Origin of the sequence: Pedobacter sp. ASV1-7 (genome assembly GCF_040203335.1) — a bacterium.
Lineage (GTDB): Bacteria > Bacteroidota > Bacteroidia > Sphingobacteriales > Sphingobacteriaceae > Pedobacter.
Map to the genome: position 1 here is coordinate 241340 of NZ_JBEHBV010000006.1, position 17803 is coordinate 259142.

Sequence of the window (17803 nt, forward strand, 5' to 3'; positions counted from 1 at the left end):
GTCAATAACCACATTTGACAAAATAACATTTCGTGCCATATATTCTCTGTATATGATTATTAATCAATCTACATCCCCCTAAACACATTCTATTTTAGTTGCCTATGGTATAAAATAATAGACTGACAGAAGTATTTTGGAATAATATTTGCTGCAAAGACATGATAGAAATCACCGTTGTAAAGTGTAACATTTTCAGGAATTTATGTTTCAAAAATGCCTATAAATCCTTACTTTTGCACGTCAAAACAAATAACGAGTACCAAAACATATAAATGAGACAACTCAAAATCACGCAATCAATTACCAATCGCGAAAGTCAATCACTAGACAAATACCTTCACGAGATTGGTAAAGTGGATTTAATAACCGCAGAAGAAGAAGTAATATTAGCTAGGAAGATACGAGAAGGGGATCAAGCTGCATTAGAACGCTTAACAAAGACTAACTTACGTTTCGTGGTTTCGGTTGCTAAGCAATATCAAAATCAAGGTTTAACCTTAGGAGATTTAATCAATGAAGGTAACCTGGGCTTAATTAAAGCTGCTAAGCGTTTTGATGAGACTAAAGGTTTCAAATTTATATCTTATGCCGTTTGGTGGATTCGACAGTCGATATTGCAGGCTATTGCTGAACAAAGTCGTATTGTACGTTTACCTTTAAACCAGGTTGGCTCTTTAAGTAAAATCAGTAAAGCTTTCTCAAAATTAGAGCAGGAATATGAGCGCGAGCCTTCTCCTGAAGAATTGGCAGACATTTTAGAGACTACGGTAGATAAAATATCTGACACCTTAAGTAACTCTGGTCGCCATGTATCTATGGATGCCCCTTTTGTTCAGGGAGAAGAAAATACATTACTTGATGTATTGGAAAATCACGAACCGAATACTGATAGCAGCTTAATCAATGAATCTCTTTCTGAGGAAATAAAACGTTCACTTTCAACTTTAACTGAACGTGAACGTGAAATTATCGTTTTATTCTTTGGTTTAAGTACGAACCACCCTCTTTCTCTAGAAGAGATTGGCGAGAAATTCAACCTGACCCGCGAACGTGTTCGTCAGATTAAAGACAAAGCTTTACAACGTTTACGTCATACTTCAAGAAGCAAAATATTGAAATCATATCTTGGATAAAACCTCGAATACATTTTAATTAAAATTATAAAGCAAAAAAGATTGGGTACTCACTCAATCTTTTTTACTTTTGCAGCATTCTAACCAAAAAAAACTGACATGTTAAACAAGTACCAATCCGAATTTCAAAATTGGATTGAAAAAGAAAAAAAAGCTATTGAGCTGATCAATATTGTAGGGCAACTATGGTTCGACAGATCAGTTGAACTCGTTTTATTCCGAAAACCTTTATTTGATGTAGGCAGCAGCGAGATACTCGCACATCACCAGTATGCAAAAGAAGTTAGTGGAAAAGACATCAGCATCTATACAACTTTAGAGCTCGCTGCAACTATTGCTAAATGTAATCTTGCGCCTTCCAGAGTAGACATAGGCCGATTAGCTTCGGAATGGCTGGCAGATAATGATCACTATTCTTCTATTCATGATTTTGTAGTAACCAGACTAACTAAACACATCGGAAAGGATAAGATAAGCTTAACACCGGTAGATGTTGTGCTGTTTGGTTTTGGTCGCATCGGCAGAATTGCTGCACGCGAACTTATTTTACAAGCCGGAAAAGGAGAACAACTTCGCCTGAGAGCCATTGTTACCCGTAGCTATAGCGATGAAGAACTGATCAAAAGAGCGGAATTGCTACGTACAGATTCTATTCATGGGCCTTTTCATGGCACTATAGTAGAAGATTTTGAAAATAAGGCACTAATTATTAATGGACAAACTGTTAGTTTCATTGTAGCTTCCAATCCTGAATCAGTTGATTACACAGCTTACGATATTAAAAATGCTCTTTTAATTGATAACACCGGAATTTACCGTGATCGTGAAGGATTAAGCAGACATCTGCAATCGCCTGGCATTAGTAAAGTTTTACTTACTGCACCAGCTAAAGGAGATATTCCAAATGTTGTTGCGGGAATTAATGATACCGCGATTGATTTCGAAGTAGAAAATATCCTGTCAAATGCTTCATGTACCACCAATGCCATTGTTCCGGTATTGAAAATCGTTGATGATGCTTTTGGAATTGAGAAAGGTCATATTGAAACTGTACACTCCTATACAAATGATCAGAATTTATTAGACAACTACCATAAAAAATACCGCAGAGGGCGCTCTGCTGCCTTAAACCTTGTAATTACCGAAACTGGTGCCGACAAGGCTGTAGCGAAAGTTATTCCGCATCTGGGTGGTAAACTGACAGGTAATGCTGTACGTGTCCCTACACCAAATGTATCTCTGGCGATATTGAACTTATCTTTAAACACTGTTACTTCTAAACAGGAAATTACAGAAGTATTAAAGCAGGCTTCATTGTTTGGAGACTTATCTGAGCAGATTGAATATTCAATTTCTAACGAACTGGTAAGCTCAGATCTTATTGGTAACAGTCATGCTTCTATTATTGATGGACCTGCTACCATTGTAGCAAAAGACAATAAATCAGTAGTTTTATACACTTGGTATGATAATGAGTACGGGTACACCAGACAGGTGATCAGAGTAGCAAAAAAGATGGCAGGAGTAATCAGGCTAACTTATTACTAACATTAAGAAATGTCCAGAATGATTGGCCATCCATATCATTCCGGACATTTTCTATTTAAAACTGAACCACTTTTGGTTTAGTTTGTACGATATCTTCAATTTTAGTCATCACCTCATCCGTCAGTAATGGCACAACTTCTAAAGCTGTCAGATTTTCTTTTAATTGCGCAGTTTTTGACGCGCCTAAAATCACACTACTTACATTTGGATTTTTAAGACACCAGGCTAATGAAAGTTTAGCAAGAGGAACGTTCAATTTATCAGCAAGCTTTTGTAGTTCTTCCGCTTTCTTTAACTTTTCCTCGTTTAACACTGCATCTTTTAGCCACTCCATCCCTTTTAGTTCCAAACGAGTATTTGTGGTATTCTTCGCAGTATATTTACCAGATAACAAGCCAGAAGCTAATGGAGACCAGATGGTGGTTCCTAATCCGTGCTCTTTAAACAATAGCATGTAGTCATTTTCAACTTTATTCCTTTCCATCAGATTATACTGCGGCTGTTCCATAGTTGGTCCGATCAGGTTGTATTGTTTAGCCACACGAATAGCTTCCATAATTTCAACTGCAGTCCATTCGGAAGTGCCCCAATACAGGATTTTACCTTGTTGTAATAAGGTATTCATCGCCCAGACTGTTTCCTCTATTGGTGTATTTCTATCCGGGCGGTGACAGAAGTATAAATCAAGGTAATCAACCTGCAATCTTGACAAAGCACCATTGCAAGCTTCTATAACGTGTTTACGTGAAAGTCCTACCCTATTCGGTCCTTTGTTTTCCGTTCCAAAAAACACTTTACTGGATACAACAAAAGATTCGCGTTCCCATTTATGAGCCTTAAGAATTTTACCCATTACAATTTCAGATTTACCCGCCGCATATCCTTCTGCATTATCGAAGAAGTTCACACCTGCATCATAAGCCAATCCCATAAGCTCATCTGCTGTTTTATCACTGATCTGTTGTCCGAATGTAAGCCAGCTACCGAGTGATAAAGCACTAACCTGCAAGCCGGACTTTCCTAAACGTCTATATTCCATTTTAAATTATTTATGATTAATAATATCCCCAAATTACCATGATTAATTAAAACAGCAGGGCCTGTCTTTAAGTTTTTACAAAAATACGATGATGGCTTTTTCATTCAATATAATTACCTTTATTTAATGTATGCACCACTTAAGATGAACATCTATCTGCTAATATCTCTGGGCTTGTTATTAAGCTGTAGTTCACTAAAGAAGTCTACCTCTACCCAGGCTGACAAGCAACTACTCAATGACGTTGAAATACTATCTTCTGATGCTTACGAAGGGCGCAAAACAGGAACTAAAGGAGCAGAAATGGCCAGAACATATATTGGTAAACGTTTTACTGATATAGGTTTACTTTCTTTTCAGCAATTTAAAGGTTATGAGCAGCATTTCTCTTTTGACAAAAACGGAGGAACCTTAAATGGCAAAAACATGATCGGGTATATTCAGGGAAAAACTGATGAGGTAATCGTGATTTCTGCACATTACGATCATATTGGTATCATTAGAAATGAAATATACAATGGTGCCGACGATAATGCTTCCGGCGTGGCTGCTTTACTTAAATTTGCTGAATATTTTAAAGCAAATAAGCCAAATCACACTTTAATTTTTGCTGCTTTCGATGCGGAAGAGATGGGGATGCAAGGTTCAAAAGCTTTTGTGACCACTCCACCTGTAAGCCTCGGGAAAATCAAGTTAAATGTAAATATGGATATGATTAGTCACAATGACAAAGGAGAGCTTTATGCTTGTGGCACTTTCAAATACCCGGAACTGAAAAAGTACTTTATAACTACCAGTCCAAAGATTAAAGTGTTATTTGGTCATGACGACCCTAAAACGGGATCTAAAGATTGGACTAATCAAAGTGACCACAGCTCATTTAATGATAAAAACATTCCTTTTCTGTACTTCGGCGTTGAAGATCATAAAGACTATCATCAGGCATCAGATGAATACAAGAATATCAATAAAGCGTTCTTTACCGATGCTGCTGCTGCCATATTGGAAACCATTACCAACATCGATAAAGACCGTAATCTACAATCCATCTTTAGAGAGAAGCTGCAATTGAAAAAGCAATAATTCTAAAAATCTATTGCCAATAAACTATTCAAAGGGATGTGTATCCCATTTTTTAATTGAATATATTTTTCCGTAACTGACCATACGGTTGTAGAAACTGTTTTAGGCCCTTCCTTTGTATTAAATGAAATATCTGCTTTAGCCTTAAATTCATTTCCCAAACGTTGCGCTGAGTTCAGTTTATCTTTCAACTCTTCAGTGTGATTTTCTTCTGCTGGTATGATCTGACTAATGTCGATTGATTCCTTTTCTATTAATTCCCCTATCATAATTATCTTAGTATTTACATTAAAATGCTTTGTAGTACTTAAAATCGCAATAAAATAGGATAGTTCAAAGTCATTTTCCTCATAAGTATGTAAATAGATATTTACATACTTATGAACGTACTGAATAACAAGTGTTTATTTTTTGATTTTGAATCTGGTTTCTATCATCCCAACGTTTTCGATATTATCATTTGCAAAGGTTAAGGTCTTTATATTACCTGCAGGTGTACTTGCAACCGATGAAGTACGACCGCTAGACACCCCTTGCGCAACTGGCGCAAGAATAGAGAGTGCTGTCTTCAGATAGCCTTCATTAGGATTTCCAAAATCATACTTAGCATCGTCAACAATACCATTATTACCATCATCAAGATAATCAGGTGTCATGCCTGCATAATAGCCTCCCTCTCCTCTTGAATTCCGTGTTTCAAAACTTGGGATATATGCATTATAACGATTATCTAAAAGTATAGGAAAAAAGCCGACCGGTTTTCCATAAGTTTTAGTTCCCACTAACTTTACACTCTGAACATGCGGCTTAATGCAATTAATCAGCATCTCACTTGCAGAAGCTGTTCCACCTGAAACCAGAAACACAATATTCTTAACACCTGTAAGAGATCCCTTTTTAGAAAAGTAATAAGTATTTCCTGCTTCAGTCCAGTCAACATCATCATAAGTATACATCTTACCAGACGAGCTATACAAAATCTTTCCAGATCCATCTGTTAAAGGCTGTTTTTCTAAGATCGTAGCCTTTCCGGTTTTCATAGTATTGTTATACAGCTCCTGATACATCTTACCTGTTGCAGTTGAAGGGGCAATCAGGTTAAGTAAATATTCTGCTGTCTCAACAGAACCACCTCCATTGTACCTTAAATCTATAACCAAATCTGTAACTCCTTTGGATGCAAATTCTGCAAATACCGGATCGAGCCTGACATCAGAAGGTGTTTTTCCTCCAACAGTTAAAACCGAAAACCTGGAATAAGCAAAATATCCTACATTTTTACCTCCCTGAGTGATCACTTTTGAAGTAAAAACAGAACTACTGTTATATCTAGCTATAGTTAAACGAACATCAGTAAATGGGGTTCCATCTGCTTTTATTCCAGAAAAAAGTGCTGTAGTAAGCCGGTTGTTTAATACAGCATTTAATGTCTGTACTACACTATTAAAGTTTGTACCAATACTTACGTTACCGATTTTAGTGATTTGCGTTCCTCTTGTAATACCAGCATTTGCAGCAGGGGAGTTTGGATAAACACCCGCTACATAAGTAGTATAATTTGTTTCAGTTCCGTAATTCCTAAATGTAACAATACCCATATCATAACCAACATCATTTGCATCAAGGCTTGCAAATTTTGCACTTGCTTGATTTCCATTTGATTCAGTATTGTCTACTATGTAAGCATATTTAGAATAATTTGCTCCTGGTACAGTTTCAAAAGTTGAGTATTTAGTGATATTAAAAAGTTCATCTCTGAAATTATCCAGATCAAGAGGATAGGTTTTGTATTTCCGGGGTTCAAAAACATCATAACTTGGCAAAGTTGTATTCCAGAAATAAATCTGTTTTGCATACAGAAATAAAGAATCGTTTGTCAATTCTCTTCTATTTGTTGTTGGCGTTTGCTTTGTATTTGACTCAACTGCAGGATCCACCGGATCCGGATTAACTTTTGACTTTTTACAGGCTCCCAGGGCCGTAATTAAAAGCAATGCAATTAGGAATTTTGATTTTCCCGACCAGAAGAGAAGTTTCATGTTCAATATTTTGAGTAAAGATAAGATAATTATAAACGATATTATCTTACAAATAGTTCATTCACATTCAAATAGTCCATATTATTTACTCTTGAGGATGTTTCTGCAAATGTAGTATTCCCTATAAGTAATGCTTTCCTTATATCTAACTGATACTGTTGCATTATCAATTTCAAAGCATCATTCTCAGGCTCAAACTCTTCTGTGAAGAATACGGTAAGATATTGCTCCAATCCTTTCCAGTCAGTTTGTTTTATTTTATTGAGTTGCATAGCTTTATTTCCCTGCACAAATAAGAAGATTTTCTTACGTTCTAAAACAATAGCCTGCATTAATGCTGATACTTCATTATAAATCAAAAGCTTTAAAGGAAGACGCACACTATGCAACAGCATATCGAAGTTTACTTTATAATTTTCATGGATAGAAAACTTCGCTGCTGTCTTCTCAAAGGTATCTTTATCTCCATGCTCCAGATAATAGTCCTGCATATACTTTAATATATCTACAGCACTAATTTGTTCGCCATACTCAATGAACTGAGCAAATAGGTAATATACTTGTAACAGGTAGTCCTTTTCAGGATAAATAACATTATCAAGTTCAAAAATAAAGAACTCTTTTTCTTTTAAATATTCAGCAGCAGTCATTATTAATTTTGAGGCTTATTGGTGTCCGGACTTAGGATCTCTATATTAAATTCAGCAAACAAAACAGCCGACTTCTGAAGTTCAACCATTTCAAAATCCTGTAATGCTAAAATTGCATCAGCTCCCTCATTCAGACAATGGTTTAATAAATTATGGGCAATGACATCATCATTCCGTTGCCCTAAGGACAAGAACTTATACTTTGCAGATGGAAAACTTGGCATATCACCATAATCTGCCAGGATTACATTATCATTTTCAAATTGATTAGCCTGTTTTATGGCTTGGGCAGACTTCCCGCCAGTTATTAGTATTCTCATATAATTAAACCATCTTTCATGGTTACTACCCTATCACTTATTTTAGCTAAATCTTCATTGTGGGTAACAATTACGAAGGTTTGTTGAAAATTGTCACGTAGCGTAATAAAAAAATCATGTAAAGTACTCGCATTTGCTGAATCCAGGTTACCTGATGGTTCATCCGCCAAAATAATAGCCGGATTATTAATCAAGGCTCTTGCCACAGCAATACGCTGTTGCTCACCACCCGATAATTGATTGGGTTTATGATCTGCCCTATCCTTTAAGCCAAGCAGATCCAGTAATTCAAAAGCTCTGAGCTCCGCCTGTTTCTTATTTGTCTTGGCTATAAAAGCTGGAATACAAATATTTTCGAGCGCAGTAAATTCAGGTAACAAGTGATGAAACTGAAATACAAATCCAATGTTTTTATTTCTAAAAACACTTAACAACTCGCCCGACAAATGGTTAACCTTGGTTCCTTTCAGTTCCACCTGACCCTCATCAGGTTTATCCAAAGTACCTAAAATATGTAAAAGTGTACTTTTACCAGCACCGGAAGCACCAATAATACTCACAATTTCACCTTTCGACACTTCAAAATCTACTCCTTTTAAAATAGGCAGACTTCCATAAGATTTTTTTATACCCGTGGCTTTCAGCATAGCTGCAAACTTACAAAAACATAGCACAAGGTTAAGAGTACAAGCACGATAAAATTTAAAAATAGATTGACTCGAAGAAATAATTGAAAATAATATTTGCAGTTTCAATTTTATCGCATAACTTTGAAATACAAAGTACTTTTAAAATGAACAACAAGGAAGAACAACTCAATGCATTGAACGACATCAAAAAGTTGATGGACCGTTCGTCCAGATTCATTTCTTTAAGCGGATTATCAGGAGTTTTCGCTGGTTTAACTGCCCTTGTAGGTGCTTACCTTGCTCATAACGAGATTAATGTTTTTTTAAATAATAATTCTATTTATGGTCATTCATTAGAAGATCTCGAAGCCAACTTACTTAAAATAGGTTTTGGAGTATTAGTAGTGGCATTAATTGGTGGCTTACTCTTAACATTGAGACAAAGTAGAAAAAGGAAATTACCATTTTGGGACAGAACCACAAAAAATCTATTGGTAAACCTAGCTATCCCATTGGTTTCTGGTGGACTATTCATTATTGCTTTACTTCTTGTACATCCTAACACATATGGATTAGTTGCTCCATCTTGCCTTATTTTTTACGGATTAGCTTTAATTAATGCCAGTAAATACACTTATACTGATATTCGATTTTTAGGATATTGTGAAATTGTATTGGGATTGATTTGTATGTTTTACATTGGTTATGGTCTGTATTTCTGGGCAATTGGTTTTGGTATACTCCATATTCTTTATGGAATGCTGATGTATTTTAAATATGAAAGGGCCAATTAATGAAGAACCCAATCGAGGCACTTAACAAGATATTCGACAGTCGGATCAGATTGGGCGTAATGTCTGTATTAATTGTAAATGATAGCATTAGCTTCAATGAGTTGAAACAATTGCTAGAGTTAACAGATGGCAACCTTGCCTCCCACTTAAATACACTGGAGCAGGCAGAATTTCTAAAAGTCCAAAAATCATTTATCGGCAAAAAAACAAATACTACATACATCATTACAGATTTAGGCAGATATGCTTTCAAAGCACATCTAGATGCTTTAGAAAAGATGATTAAGGGCATTTAATTTTTTTTTACACCCACACTTTGAACTACAAAGTACTTTTAAATAAAAAAACTATGCATAACATGAACAATAAATCCAACTTTCTGCTCCTATCTACTTTATTAGGTGGATTGCTATTTAACTACCTGTTCTGGGCAGAGGACGTCGGACTAAATCTTTTGATATATAGTCTTTATATTCTTGGTATTACATATTTCAATGCTGAGATTGTTAAGAGTCGCAAGTTTATAATATATGCGGCTTCACATCTCCTTGCAGCCATTTTAGTTGTAATTATCAACTCGGATTTAAGTATTGCAACCTACTACATTAGTCTGATCCTATTTATAGGGTTTAGTCATTACCAACAAATTAGAACGGTTTTTACTGCAATAATGGCTGCATTTGTACAATTTCTGACTTTACCTTTTAATGTTATTCAAAACCTCAATTCGGTTAATATTGGAAATTTCAATCTCAGACCAATCTTAAAGTTGGCTAAATACATTTTCATCCCGCTATTTATTGTCACCGTTTTTACGATTATTTATAGTAATGCGAATCAGGTTTTTGCACATTACCTGGATAACATCTCCACAAGCTTATCCTTACTTTTAACTGGATTTCTAGATCTGTTTTTTGTCGATTTCAACTTCAGTCGTCTATTTTTCTTTTGTCTGGGACTCATACTGACCGGGGGCTTATTGCTTACCTGTTTTAGTAAAAAGCTAGGAGATCTAGAGCAAAATATTAAAGAGGATTTAGAAAGAAGAAGCAAAAGATCAAAAACCATATGGTACCAGATTATTGAAACTTTCAGCGGTAATCTACTATATAAAAAGTTAGCACTTAAAACGGAATATATCACCGGGATCATCTCATTTATAGCTTTGAATATCTTATTACTAATTATAAATACCATAGATATCTGCACTCTATGGTTTGGATTTAAACCTTCTGGTAATTTTTCTGCTGATTTACATGAAGGAACCAATGCTTTGATTTTTAGCATCGTGATGGCTATGGCAGTAATCTTATATTTCTTTAGAGGGAACCTAAACTTTTACAGTAAAAGTAAAACACTAAGACTTCTGGCATTTACCTGGATGATCCAAAACTCCATCCTGATCGTATCTGTCCTTATTAGAGACGGTTACTATATTGAGTTCTATGGTTTGACACAAAAAAGAATTGGTGTTATGGTGTTTGCCTTACTTTGTATAATTGGTTTGATCACCGTTTATATAAAGGTGGCTAAACAAAAAACCCTTTTCTACCTGTTTAAAATCAATGGTCACATTTGGTTTGCTTTACTTCTTGGTTTTAGTTTAGTAAGCTGGGACGTTTTTATCGCTAAATACAATTTCAACCACTCTGAGTCAAAAGTCATAGATCCTGACTATCTACTTTCCTTATCAGACAGGGTACTCCCTTTACTTGATGAAAACCGAGATAAACTGCTCGGTGATTCGACTTCAGAAGCTAATCGGTTAAACACAGAAGCTATTAGTCCAAACATCAAATTACAGGAGCGACTTGATCGACGCATTGAAAATTTCGGCAAACGTTATCGAAAAACGTCCTGGTTATCATGGAATCTAGTGGATGGAAATACAGCTAAGCACTTTGGATTGAATAAATAATGCATAAAATGGATATAAAGAAAAATGGCTTTTATTATGCTTTGGGCATTGTATTATTTGGAGTACTTAAAATTGCCTACACACATATGGATGCAAATGATTTAATCTTCATCCTTAGCCCAACAAACAAAATGATTTCATTTTTAAGTAACTCCGAAAGTGTATTCTTAAACGGTTCTGGATATTTTTATCATGATTTCAATATTTTAATAGAAAAATCATGCTCTGGTTTTAACTTCTTTATCCTCATCTTCATTATTGGCTATTTTGTTATTATAAACCACTTTCAAAATAAGAAATTCAAATTACTATTCTTCAGCATCTTGAGTGCTTGGGTGCTTACAGTTTTTGTAAACACTTCAAGAATAATTATTGCCATTTTTATACAGAAATTGACTCCTCAAATACAAATTAGCACTTGGTTTCATCAAGCTCAGGGAACATTTGTATATCTATTCTTCCTTATTGTATTTTATAAAACATTGACTTATCTACTCACCAAATACTTTCCTGAGAATGAAAAACTTGCTTAATCCACGTTGGTTAATATTAATAAATATTCTTCCGGTTCTTTTACTATTTGTCCTTTTTTACAGCAACTATAATATTATTGAAAGCCTTTTATCTATTAAAATTAAATCCTTGTGGTTCAAATTTGGATTGACTTTAATCAGTTTAACATGCCTTCTATCAGCTTACCTTATCTTTTGTGTAATTCAAAAAAAACAACTTTCAGTATATTATGCGCTAATATCATTACTATCATACAGCTTATTAATTTACTGCTACTCTGAGTATAGCAATATACTTATCCCTAGCAGCATACCGAACTGGATGATTTCTTCTGAGGTCATTCTTTATCCTGGAACATTTCTAATGCCTACCCTGGCACATGCACTTTTTATATTGGTTGTTATGACCAGTACCAAACCATCGACAACAAATGCCGGATTAAATTTTCTATATAGCCTGTCGATTCCTCTTGCTGCATACGTATTTGCTCAGATCATTCTACCATTATGGCAAAACCAAGATAGATTCTTTGGATCTCATGCCTTAATTATTTTATGTATAACGGCTTCTATATTATTCTTGTTTTTTCTCTGCAGAGCAATTTACATCTTAACTACCTTACAATCTGACACTTTATTAAAATACTCTATCTATTGGAAAATCACTATGGCGTTAGTCCTTCCCTTAGTTGGATTAGGGTTTAACAATGGCTTATTTACCGGTAGATATAAATTTGCAGAATTTATGTTCGGAAACTTTAGTCAGGTATGGTTCTATATTATAGCAATTGTAAATGGACTATTAATTTGCTTACCGACTCCGGAAAATTTCAACTTGCGAATAATCCGTATTTCTGGATTGCTAATCTGCTTCCCTTATACAATTTATTTTCTAATTGTATTTCTTCCTTATTTGCCATTTGCTATTATTGCAACTTTTTTGGTTGGAATAGGCTTTTTAATGCTAGCTCCATTACTTCTTTTTATTCTTCAAACCAATGAACTTTATAAAGAGCTGAAACTTCTGAGGCATAAATATTCTTCCTTAAAAGTTACTATTTTATCTGTTGTCATGCTCAGTATTTTACCTCTTATGATTACAGGTTTCAATTTACACGACAGAAAAGTACTAAACAATGCTTTGACTTATGTATATAGTCCCGATTACTCCAAGACTTATTATGTGGATAAAAAAACATTGCACAGTACACTATCAACCATAAAGACAAACAAAGATCGTAACAACTTATTTGCAAATAGTAACACACCTTACATCAGTACCTATTACAACTGGCTGGTTTTAGATAATATGATCTTATCTGATCTTAAAATTAATACTTTAGAGCAGATTTTTTTTGGTAAAAAGAAGAACCCGTTAACAATTGTTGAAGATAGCACTACAAACAGCATTAAGTTATCCAAAATTAAAAACACAAGCAGGTTCGACAAAAAACAGCAATCTTGGATTAGTACATTGGATTTAGAGTTAACGAATTCTGGCAATATGAATTTAGCAATCTACAAAACAGAATTCACGTTACCTGATGGATGCTGGATCAGTAATTACTACCTTAACGTTGGGACAAGAAGAGAAAATGGAATACTCGCAGAGAAAAAGTCAGCACTTTGGGTATTTTCAAACATTAGAAATGAAAATCGAGATCCAGGGATCCTCTACTATCTAACCGGAAATAAGATAGCATTCAAAGTCTTTCCATTTTCAGCGAAAGAAGTAAGAAAAACCGGTATTGAATTCATTCATAAAGAACCATTTACTTTAGATTTTGATGGAGTAATGGTCCCTTTCGGGAAAGCAGACTCTAGTTTTAGACCTAAAGCAGAATCTATAAACCAAACGACATATATTCCAGCAAATGAAAAAGCTAAATTAAAACTGATTAACCGCAAACCTATATATCATTTCATTATTGATGTTTCTAAAGGCAAGGAAAAAAATATTAGAAGCTATTTAACTAGAATCAAAAAACTAACAACCACACATCAACTTAAAAAAGAAGACATTAGACTTAATCTTACAAATTCTTTTGCTAATGAAATCCAGATGGATAAAGACTGGGAAACCAAGCTAAATAAATATGCATACGATGGAGGCTTTTACCTTAATGCGGCCATTAAAAAAATCCTGATCAACAATTATAAAAATAAGGAGAAGTCATTTCCTATCATGATCGTTCTAACAGAAAGTCTATCTGACGCCATTATTCAAAATGATTTTTCAGATTTTAAAATAACGTACCCTGAGAATTCATTTTTCTATGAACTTGATGCTGATCATAAACTGTGGACACATTCTTTTAATTCAAACTCCAAATCGAGACTAACAACAACATCAAAATTAATTGATTCGGTGCCTGTATATGCCTGGCCAAATGTTACATCTCCCACTGCTTATTTGCCAAAAGATGATCGACCTTCAATTGTTACTGACAATCAATCTGAATCAAATATAATTCAAGCAAACAAAAAGTCCTGGCTTTCCGGTCTAAACTTACATGGGATGCAGATCAGAGCGATTACAAACAACAATTCATCTAATGATGAGCACATACAGTTAATAAAGCAAAGTATGATAAGTGAGATACTTTCTCCTTTAACTTCTTTTATTGTTGTAGAAAATGAGGCGCAGAAAATGGCTTTGTTAGAAAAACAAAAGCAAATTATCTCTGGCAATAAAAATCTTGATCCTGACGAGGATACGCAAAGCATGTCTGAACCAAACATATACCTAATAATGGGACTTTTATTGACTTTGTTTATGACCTATAAATTTAAAGAGAGGAAGAAGCAAAAAACTTTGTTGGAAGCTATAAATTTCAGGTTAAAAAGTTGAGTAGGATTACTCAAAGGTTGTTATTCTGTTTTTAAACTAAAATTAAAAGGATCATTTCTAAAAAAACTCAATTGCCCTTTGTTTAAAGGGTTTGAAGTTGTAGATTTGAACAAATTTTTTCAGCAAAATGAATATCCACGAATATCAAGGTAAAGAAATACTTAAAAGTTTTGGAGTAGCCGTACAAGAAGGTATAGTAGCCGACACGGTAGAGCAAGCTGTAGAAGCTGCTAAAAAAATGAAAACTGACTACAATTCTGACTGGGTTGTAATTAAAGCTCAGATCCACGCTGGTGGTAGAGGTAAAGGCGGTGGTGTAAAGCTAGCCAAAAACCTTGATGAGGTTAAGGAAAGAGCCTCTGCAATTTTAGGAATGCAGCTGGTAACTCCACAAACTGGTCCGGAAGGTAAAAAGGTTAACAAGATTTTAGTTGCGCAGGATGTTTACTACCCGGGAGCTTCTGAAACTAAAGAATTCTATGTAAGTGTGTTATTAGACCGTACTAAGGGAAGAAACATCATCATGTATTCTACCGAAGGTGGTATGGACATTGAGGAGGTTGCTGAACATACACCTCACTTAATTTTCAAAGAAGAAATTGATCCTAAAGTTGGTTTACAAGGATTTCAGGCTCGTAAAATTGCTTTTAACTTAGGTTTAAGTGGTGCGGCTTTTAAGGAGATGGTAAAGTTTGTTACCGCGCTTTATAAAGCATATGACAATACTGATTCTTCAATGTTTGAAATCAACCCTGTCTTGAAAACATCTGATGATAAAATCATTGCTGTTGATGCTAAAGTTGATTTGGATGAGAACGCTTTGTTCCGTCATCCTGATTATGCTGCAATGCGTGATAAACTAGAAGAAGATCCTACTGATGTAGAAGCTAGTGAATCAAACCTTAACTATGTAAAACTTGACGGTAACGTTGGTTGTATGGTTAATGGTGCTGGTTTAGCTATGGCTACAATGGACATCATCAAAATTGCCGGTGGTGAACCTGCTAACTTCTTAGACGTAGGTGGAACTGCAAATGCACAAACTGTTAAAGCTGGTTTTAACATCATCCTTAAGGATCCGAATGTTAAAGCAATCTTGATTAACATTTTTGGTGGTATTGTTCGTTGCGACCGTGTTGCTCAAGGTGTAATTGATGCTTATAATGAAATTGGTAATGTACCAGTTCCAATCATCTGCCGTTTACAAGGTACAAATGCTGAAGAGGCTAAAAAACTGATCGATGAATCTGGTTTAAAAGTTTATTCTGCTATCGCCTTACAAGATGCTTCAGATTTAGTAACTAAAGTATTGGCATAAGCCATTAAAAAATGATATCTAAAAGCTGCCTTCAAAAAAGGCAGCTTTTTTTTGCGCCTTATTTTAATTACAAACTTTTATAAAGAACAAGAGGCCTATATCCATCCAGATATAGGCCTCTCTAACCAAATATAAATTAAACGAGCATTACAAATATATGTATTTCTCACAAAAACACATCATAAAATCAAAATATTTCATAAAAAATAATAAAAAAATACAAAAACACCCACAAAAACACACACACAAAACACAATAAACAACAACAAACCACAAAAACACAAAATAAAACGAATTAAAAAACACAAAACAACACAAAACACATAAACAAACACCAAAAACCAACTAAAACAAATAAAAAACTACAATAAAAATCAAAAACACATTAAAAAATAAACCAAACCAAATCAAAAACAATAAAAAATCACAAAAAAACACCACCTCAACAACTCATAAATAATACACTCTTATTTATTCATGATTTTCCTTATTTTTGACACTCTCCATAATAAAATCATGATACACAGAGAAAAAGTAAAAAGTCTGCTAGAGACAAATGAATTTAACAGGGAAGTAACTGTTATGGGTTGGGTACGGACATTTCGGAACAACCAGTTTATTGCTATAAATGATGGCTCCTGCATGGGAAATATCCAGATCGTAGTTGACTTTAATAATACACCGGATGAATTGTTAAAACGAATTAATACCGGAGCTGCAATAGCCGTTAAAGGCACAATTGTTGAATCTGTAGGAAAAGGTCAAAGAGTAGATATTAAAGCTGATACCATCGAGATACTTGGTGATAGCGATCCTGATAAATTCCCTTTACAACCTAAAAAGCATAGCCTGGAGTTTTTAAGAGAAATTGCACATTTACGTTTCCGCACCAATACTTTCAATGCAGTTTTTAAAGTTCGCCATGCCTTAGCATTTGCTATTCACCAGTTTTATAACGAAAAAGGATTCGTGTATATGCACACTCCTATTATTACAGCTTCTGACGCAGAAGGTGCTGGTGAAATGTTCAAAGTAACAACTTTAGACCTTGATAATCCACCTCGTACTGAGGATGGAAAAGTAGACTTTTCTGAAGACTTCTTTGCGCGTTCTGCAAACCTGACTGTTTCCGGTCAGCTTGAAGGTGAGTTAGCCGCTATGGCATTCGGTCAGATTTATACTTTCGGACCTACATTCAGAGCCGAAAACTCTAATACAACCCGTCACCTTGCAGAATTCTGGATGGTTGAACCCGAGATTGCTTTTGCTGATCTGGAAGACAACATGAATCTGGCTGAAGAGATGTTGAAGTACCTGATTGACTACGCGCTTAAAAATTGTAAAGAAGAACTTGAATTCTTAAATAGCCGTTTATTAGAAGAAGAGAAATCAAAACCTCAAAATGAGCGTAGCGAATTATCTTTGCTTGACAAACTAAACTTCTGCTTAAATAATGATTTTGAACGCATAACTTATACGGAAGCGATTAAGATTTTAAAATCATCTAAACCGAATCAGAAAAAACAATTCAAATATCTGATCGATGAATGGGGTGCTGATTTACAATCAGAGCATGAGCGTTACCTGGTAGAGAAGCATTTCAAAAAACCAGTAATATTAACTGACTACCCTGCCGACATCAAATCATTCTATATGCGTCAGAATGAACCTGATGAATTAGGTAGAAATACAGTTGCAGCAATGGATATATTATTCCCTGGAATAGGTGAGATTGTAGGCGGTTCTCAGAGAGAGGAGCGCTTGGAAAAACTGACTGAAAGAATGGAAAAAATGAACATTCCACAGGAAGAGCTGTGGTGGTTCTTAGACACAAGACGTTTCGGTTCTGCTCCGCATGCTGGTTTTGGTTTAGGTTTTGAGAGACTTGTACTCTTTGTAAGTGGCATGACCAATATCAGAGACGTAATTGCATTCCCACGCTTTCCAAAAAATGCCGAGTTTTAAT

Annotated in this window: 16 protein-coding genes; 10 read left to right on the plus strand and 6 right to left on the minus strand. The window is 34.9% G+C overall.

Going from position 1 to position 17803, the window contains the following annotated elements; all coding sequences use genetic code 11:
* Positions 1 to 275: 275 nt before the first annotated feature.
* Together ABDJ41_RS15380 and ABDJ41_RS15385 are read left to right on the plus strand one after the other, a co-directional pair.
* A complete protein-coding gene (locus ABDJ41_RS15380; RefSeq protein WP_008242129.1) occupies positions 276 to 1136 on the plus strand; it encodes a sigma-70 family RNA polymerase sigma factor in 861 nt (286 codons plus the stop codon).
* 99 nt (positions 1137 to 1235) lie between these two features.
* Entirely contained in the window at positions 1236 to 2684 is a 1449-nt protein-coding gene (locus ABDJ41_RS15385; protein WP_349786959.1) for a glyceraldehyde-3-phosphate dehydrogenase, read from the plus strand.
* 55 nt (positions 2685 to 2739) lie between these two features.
* Here ABDJ41_RS15385 and ABDJ41_RS15390 read toward each other — a convergent pair whose 3' ends face one another.
* The gene (locus ABDJ41_RS15390; protein ID WP_349786960.1) at positions 2740 to 3723 is read right to left on the minus strand and encodes a potassium channel beta subunit family protein; all 984 of its coding nucleotides are present in this window, start codon (positions 3721 to 3723) and stop codon (positions 2740 to 2742) included.
* Positions 3724 to 3849: 126 nt separating this feature from the next.
* Between ABDJ41_RS15390 and ABDJ41_RS15395 the strand changes: the two genes are divergently transcribed.
* Positions 3850 to 4806 (plus strand): M20/M25/M40 family metallo-hydrolase, encoded by a 957-nt coding sequence (locus ABDJ41_RS15395; protein ID WP_349786961.1) that lies wholly within the window; start codon positions 3850 to 3852, stop codon positions 4804 to 4806.
* 2 nt (positions 4807 to 4808) lie between these two features.
* On the opposite strand, the gene ABDJ41_RS15400 is transcribed toward ABDJ41_RS15395, so the two are convergent.
* The 5 genes from ABDJ41_RS15400 to ABDJ41_RS15420 form a co-directional block, all read right to left on the minus strand.
* The gene (locus tag ABDJ41_RS15400; RefSeq protein ID WP_349786962.1) at positions 4809 to 5075 is read right to left on the minus strand and encodes a hypothetical protein; all 267 of its coding nucleotides are present in this window, start codon (positions 5073 to 5075) and stop codon (positions 4809 to 4811) included.
* Between the two features lie 135 nt (positions 5076 to 5210).
* Positions 5211 to 6845 carry a S41 family peptidase gene (locus ABDJ41_RS15405; RefSeq protein ID WP_349786963.1) on the minus strand — a complete coding sequence of 545 codons (1635 nt, stop codon included), beginning with the start codon at positions 6843 to 6845 and terminating at the stop codon, positions 5211 to 5213.
* A 41-nt stretch (positions 6846 to 6886) separates the two neighbouring features.
* On the minus strand, positions 6887 to 7495 hold the full coding sequence (locus ABDJ41_RS15410; protein ID WP_349786964.1) for a haloacid dehalogenase: 609 nt from the start codon (positions 7493 to 7495) through the stop codon (positions 6887 to 6889).
* A gap of 2 nt (positions 7496 to 7497) precedes the next feature.
* Positions 7498 to 7815 carry an ATP-grasp domain-containing protein gene (locus ABDJ41_RS15415; protein WP_349786965.1) on the minus strand — a complete coding sequence of 106 codons (318 nt, stop codon included), beginning with the start codon at positions 7813 to 7815 and terminating at the stop codon, positions 7498 to 7500.
* A complete protein-coding gene (locus ABDJ41_RS15420; RefSeq protein ID WP_349786966.1) occupies positions 7812 to 8462 on the minus strand; it encodes an ABC transporter ATP-binding protein in 651 nt (216 codons plus the stop codon). The genes ABDJ41_RS15415 and ABDJ41_RS15420 overlap by 4 nt, the downstream gene beginning before the upstream one ends.
* Positions 8463 to 8608: 146 nt before the next feature.
* Between ABDJ41_RS15420 and ABDJ41_RS15425 the strand changes: the two genes are divergently transcribed.
* The 7 genes from ABDJ41_RS15425 to asnS all read left to right on the plus strand — a co-directional run bounded on the left by ABDJ41_RS15425 (position 8609) and on the right by asnS (position 17802).
* The gene (locus ABDJ41_RS15425; protein WP_349786967.1) at positions 8609 to 9238 is read left to right on the plus strand and encodes a hypothetical protein; all 630 of its coding nucleotides are present in this window, start codon (positions 8609 to 8611) and stop codon (positions 9236 to 9238) included.
* Positions 9238 to 9534: a winged helix-turn-helix domain-containing protein gene (locus ABDJ41_RS15430; RefSeq protein ID WP_349786968.1), complete on the plus strand. Its 297-nt coding sequence runs from the start codon at positions 9238 to 9240 to the stop codon at positions 9532 to 9534. The genes ABDJ41_RS15425 and ABDJ41_RS15430 overlap by 1 nt, the downstream gene beginning before the upstream one ends.
* A gap of 62 nt (positions 9535 to 9596) precedes the next feature.
* Positions 9597 to 11156, plus strand: coding sequence for a DUF4153 domain-containing protein (locus ABDJ41_RS15435; protein ID WP_349786969.1), 1560 nt, complete (start codon positions 9597 to 9599; stop codon positions 11154 to 11156).
* 8 nt (positions 11157 to 11164) lie between these two features.
* Positions 11165 to 11689: an exosortase K gene (gene xrtK, locus ABDJ41_RS15440; RefSeq protein ID WP_349786970.1), complete on the plus strand. Its 525-nt coding sequence runs from the start codon at positions 11165 to 11167 to the stop codon at positions 11687 to 11689.
* On the plus strand, positions 11673 to 14519 hold the full coding sequence (locus ABDJ41_RS15445; RefSeq protein ID WP_349786971.1) for an MSEP-CTERM sorting domain-containing protein: 2847 nt from the start codon (positions 11673 to 11675) through the stop codon (positions 14517 to 14519). Before xrtK ends, ABDJ41_RS15445 begins: the two co-directional genes overlap by 17 nt.
* A gap of 127 nt (positions 14520 to 14646) precedes the next feature.
* A complete protein-coding gene (gene sucC, locus ABDJ41_RS15450; protein ID WP_349786972.1) occupies positions 14647 to 15837 on the plus strand; it encodes an ADP-forming succinate--CoA ligase subunit beta in 1191 nt (396 codons plus the stop codon).
* A 516-nt stretch (positions 15838 to 16353) separates the two neighbouring features.
* A complete protein-coding gene (gene asnS / locus ABDJ41_RS15455) occupies positions 16354 to 17802 on the plus strand; it encodes an asparagine--tRNA ligase (protein WP_349786973.1) in 1449 nt (482 codons plus the stop codon).
* Position 17803 lies beyond the last annotated feature (1 nt).

Excerpts from the sequence above, each read along its gene's own strand:
- ABDJ41_RS15380 (WP_008242129.1), top strand. The coding sequence starts at position 276 with ATGAGACAACTCAAAATCACGCAATCAATTACCAATCGCGAAAGTCAA.
- ABDJ41_RS15385 (WP_349786959.1), top strand. The coding sequence starts at position 1,236 with ATGTTAAACAAGTACCAATCCGAATTTCAAAATTGGATTGAAAAAGAA.
- ABDJ41_RS15390 (WP_349786960.1), bottom strand. The coding sequence starts at position 3,723 with ATGGAATATAGACGTTTAGGAAAGTCCGGCTTGCAGGTTAGTGCTTTA.
- ABDJ41_RS15395 (WP_349786961.1), top strand. The coding sequence starts at position 3,850 with ATGTATGCACCACTTAAGATGAACATCTATCTGCTAATATCTCTGGGC.
- ABDJ41_RS15400 (WP_349786962.1), bottom strand. The coding sequence starts at position 5,075 with ATGATAGGGGAATTAATAGAAAAGGAATCAATCGACATTAGTCAGATC.
- ABDJ41_RS15405 (WP_349786963.1), bottom strand. The coding sequence starts at position 6,845 with ATGAAACTTCTCTTCTGGTCGGGAAAATCAAAATTCCTAATTGCATTG.
- ABDJ41_RS15410 (WP_349786964.1), bottom strand. The coding sequence starts at position 7,495 with ATGACTGCTGCTGAATATTTAAAAGAAAAAGAGTTCTTTATTTTTGAA.
- ABDJ41_RS15415 (WP_349786965.1), bottom strand. The coding sequence starts at position 7,815 with ATGAGAATACTAATAACTGGCGGGAAGTCTGCCCAAGCCATAAAACAG.
- ABDJ41_RS15420 (WP_349786966.1), bottom strand. The coding sequence starts at position 8,462 with ATGCTGAAAGCCACGGGTATAAAAAAATCTTATGGAAGTCTGCCTATT.
- ABDJ41_RS15425 (WP_349786967.1), top strand. The coding sequence starts at position 8,609 with ATGAACAACAAGGAAGAACAACTCAATGCATTGAACGACATCAAAAAG.
- ABDJ41_RS15430 (WP_349786968.1), top strand. The coding sequence starts at position 9,238 with ATGAAGAACCCAATCGAGGCACTTAACAAGATATTCGACAGTCGGATC.
- ABDJ41_RS15435 (WP_349786969.1), top strand. The coding sequence starts at position 9,597 with ATGAACAATAAATCCAACTTTCTGCTCCTATCTACTTTATTAGGTGGA.
- xrtK (WP_349786970.1), top strand. The coding sequence starts at position 11,165 with ATGGATATAAAGAAAAATGGCTTTTATTATGCTTTGGGCATTGTATTA.
- ABDJ41_RS15445 (WP_349786971.1), top strand. The coding sequence starts at position 11,673 with ATGAAAAACTTGCTTAATCCACGTTGGTTAATATTAATAAATATTCTT.
- sucC (WP_349786972.1), top strand. The coding sequence starts at position 14,647 with ATGAATATCCACGAATATCAAGGTAAAGAAATACTTAAAAGTTTTGGA.
- asnS (WP_349786973.1), top strand. The coding sequence starts at position 16,354 with ATGATACACAGAGAAAAAGTAAAAAGTCTGCTAGAGACAAATGAATTT.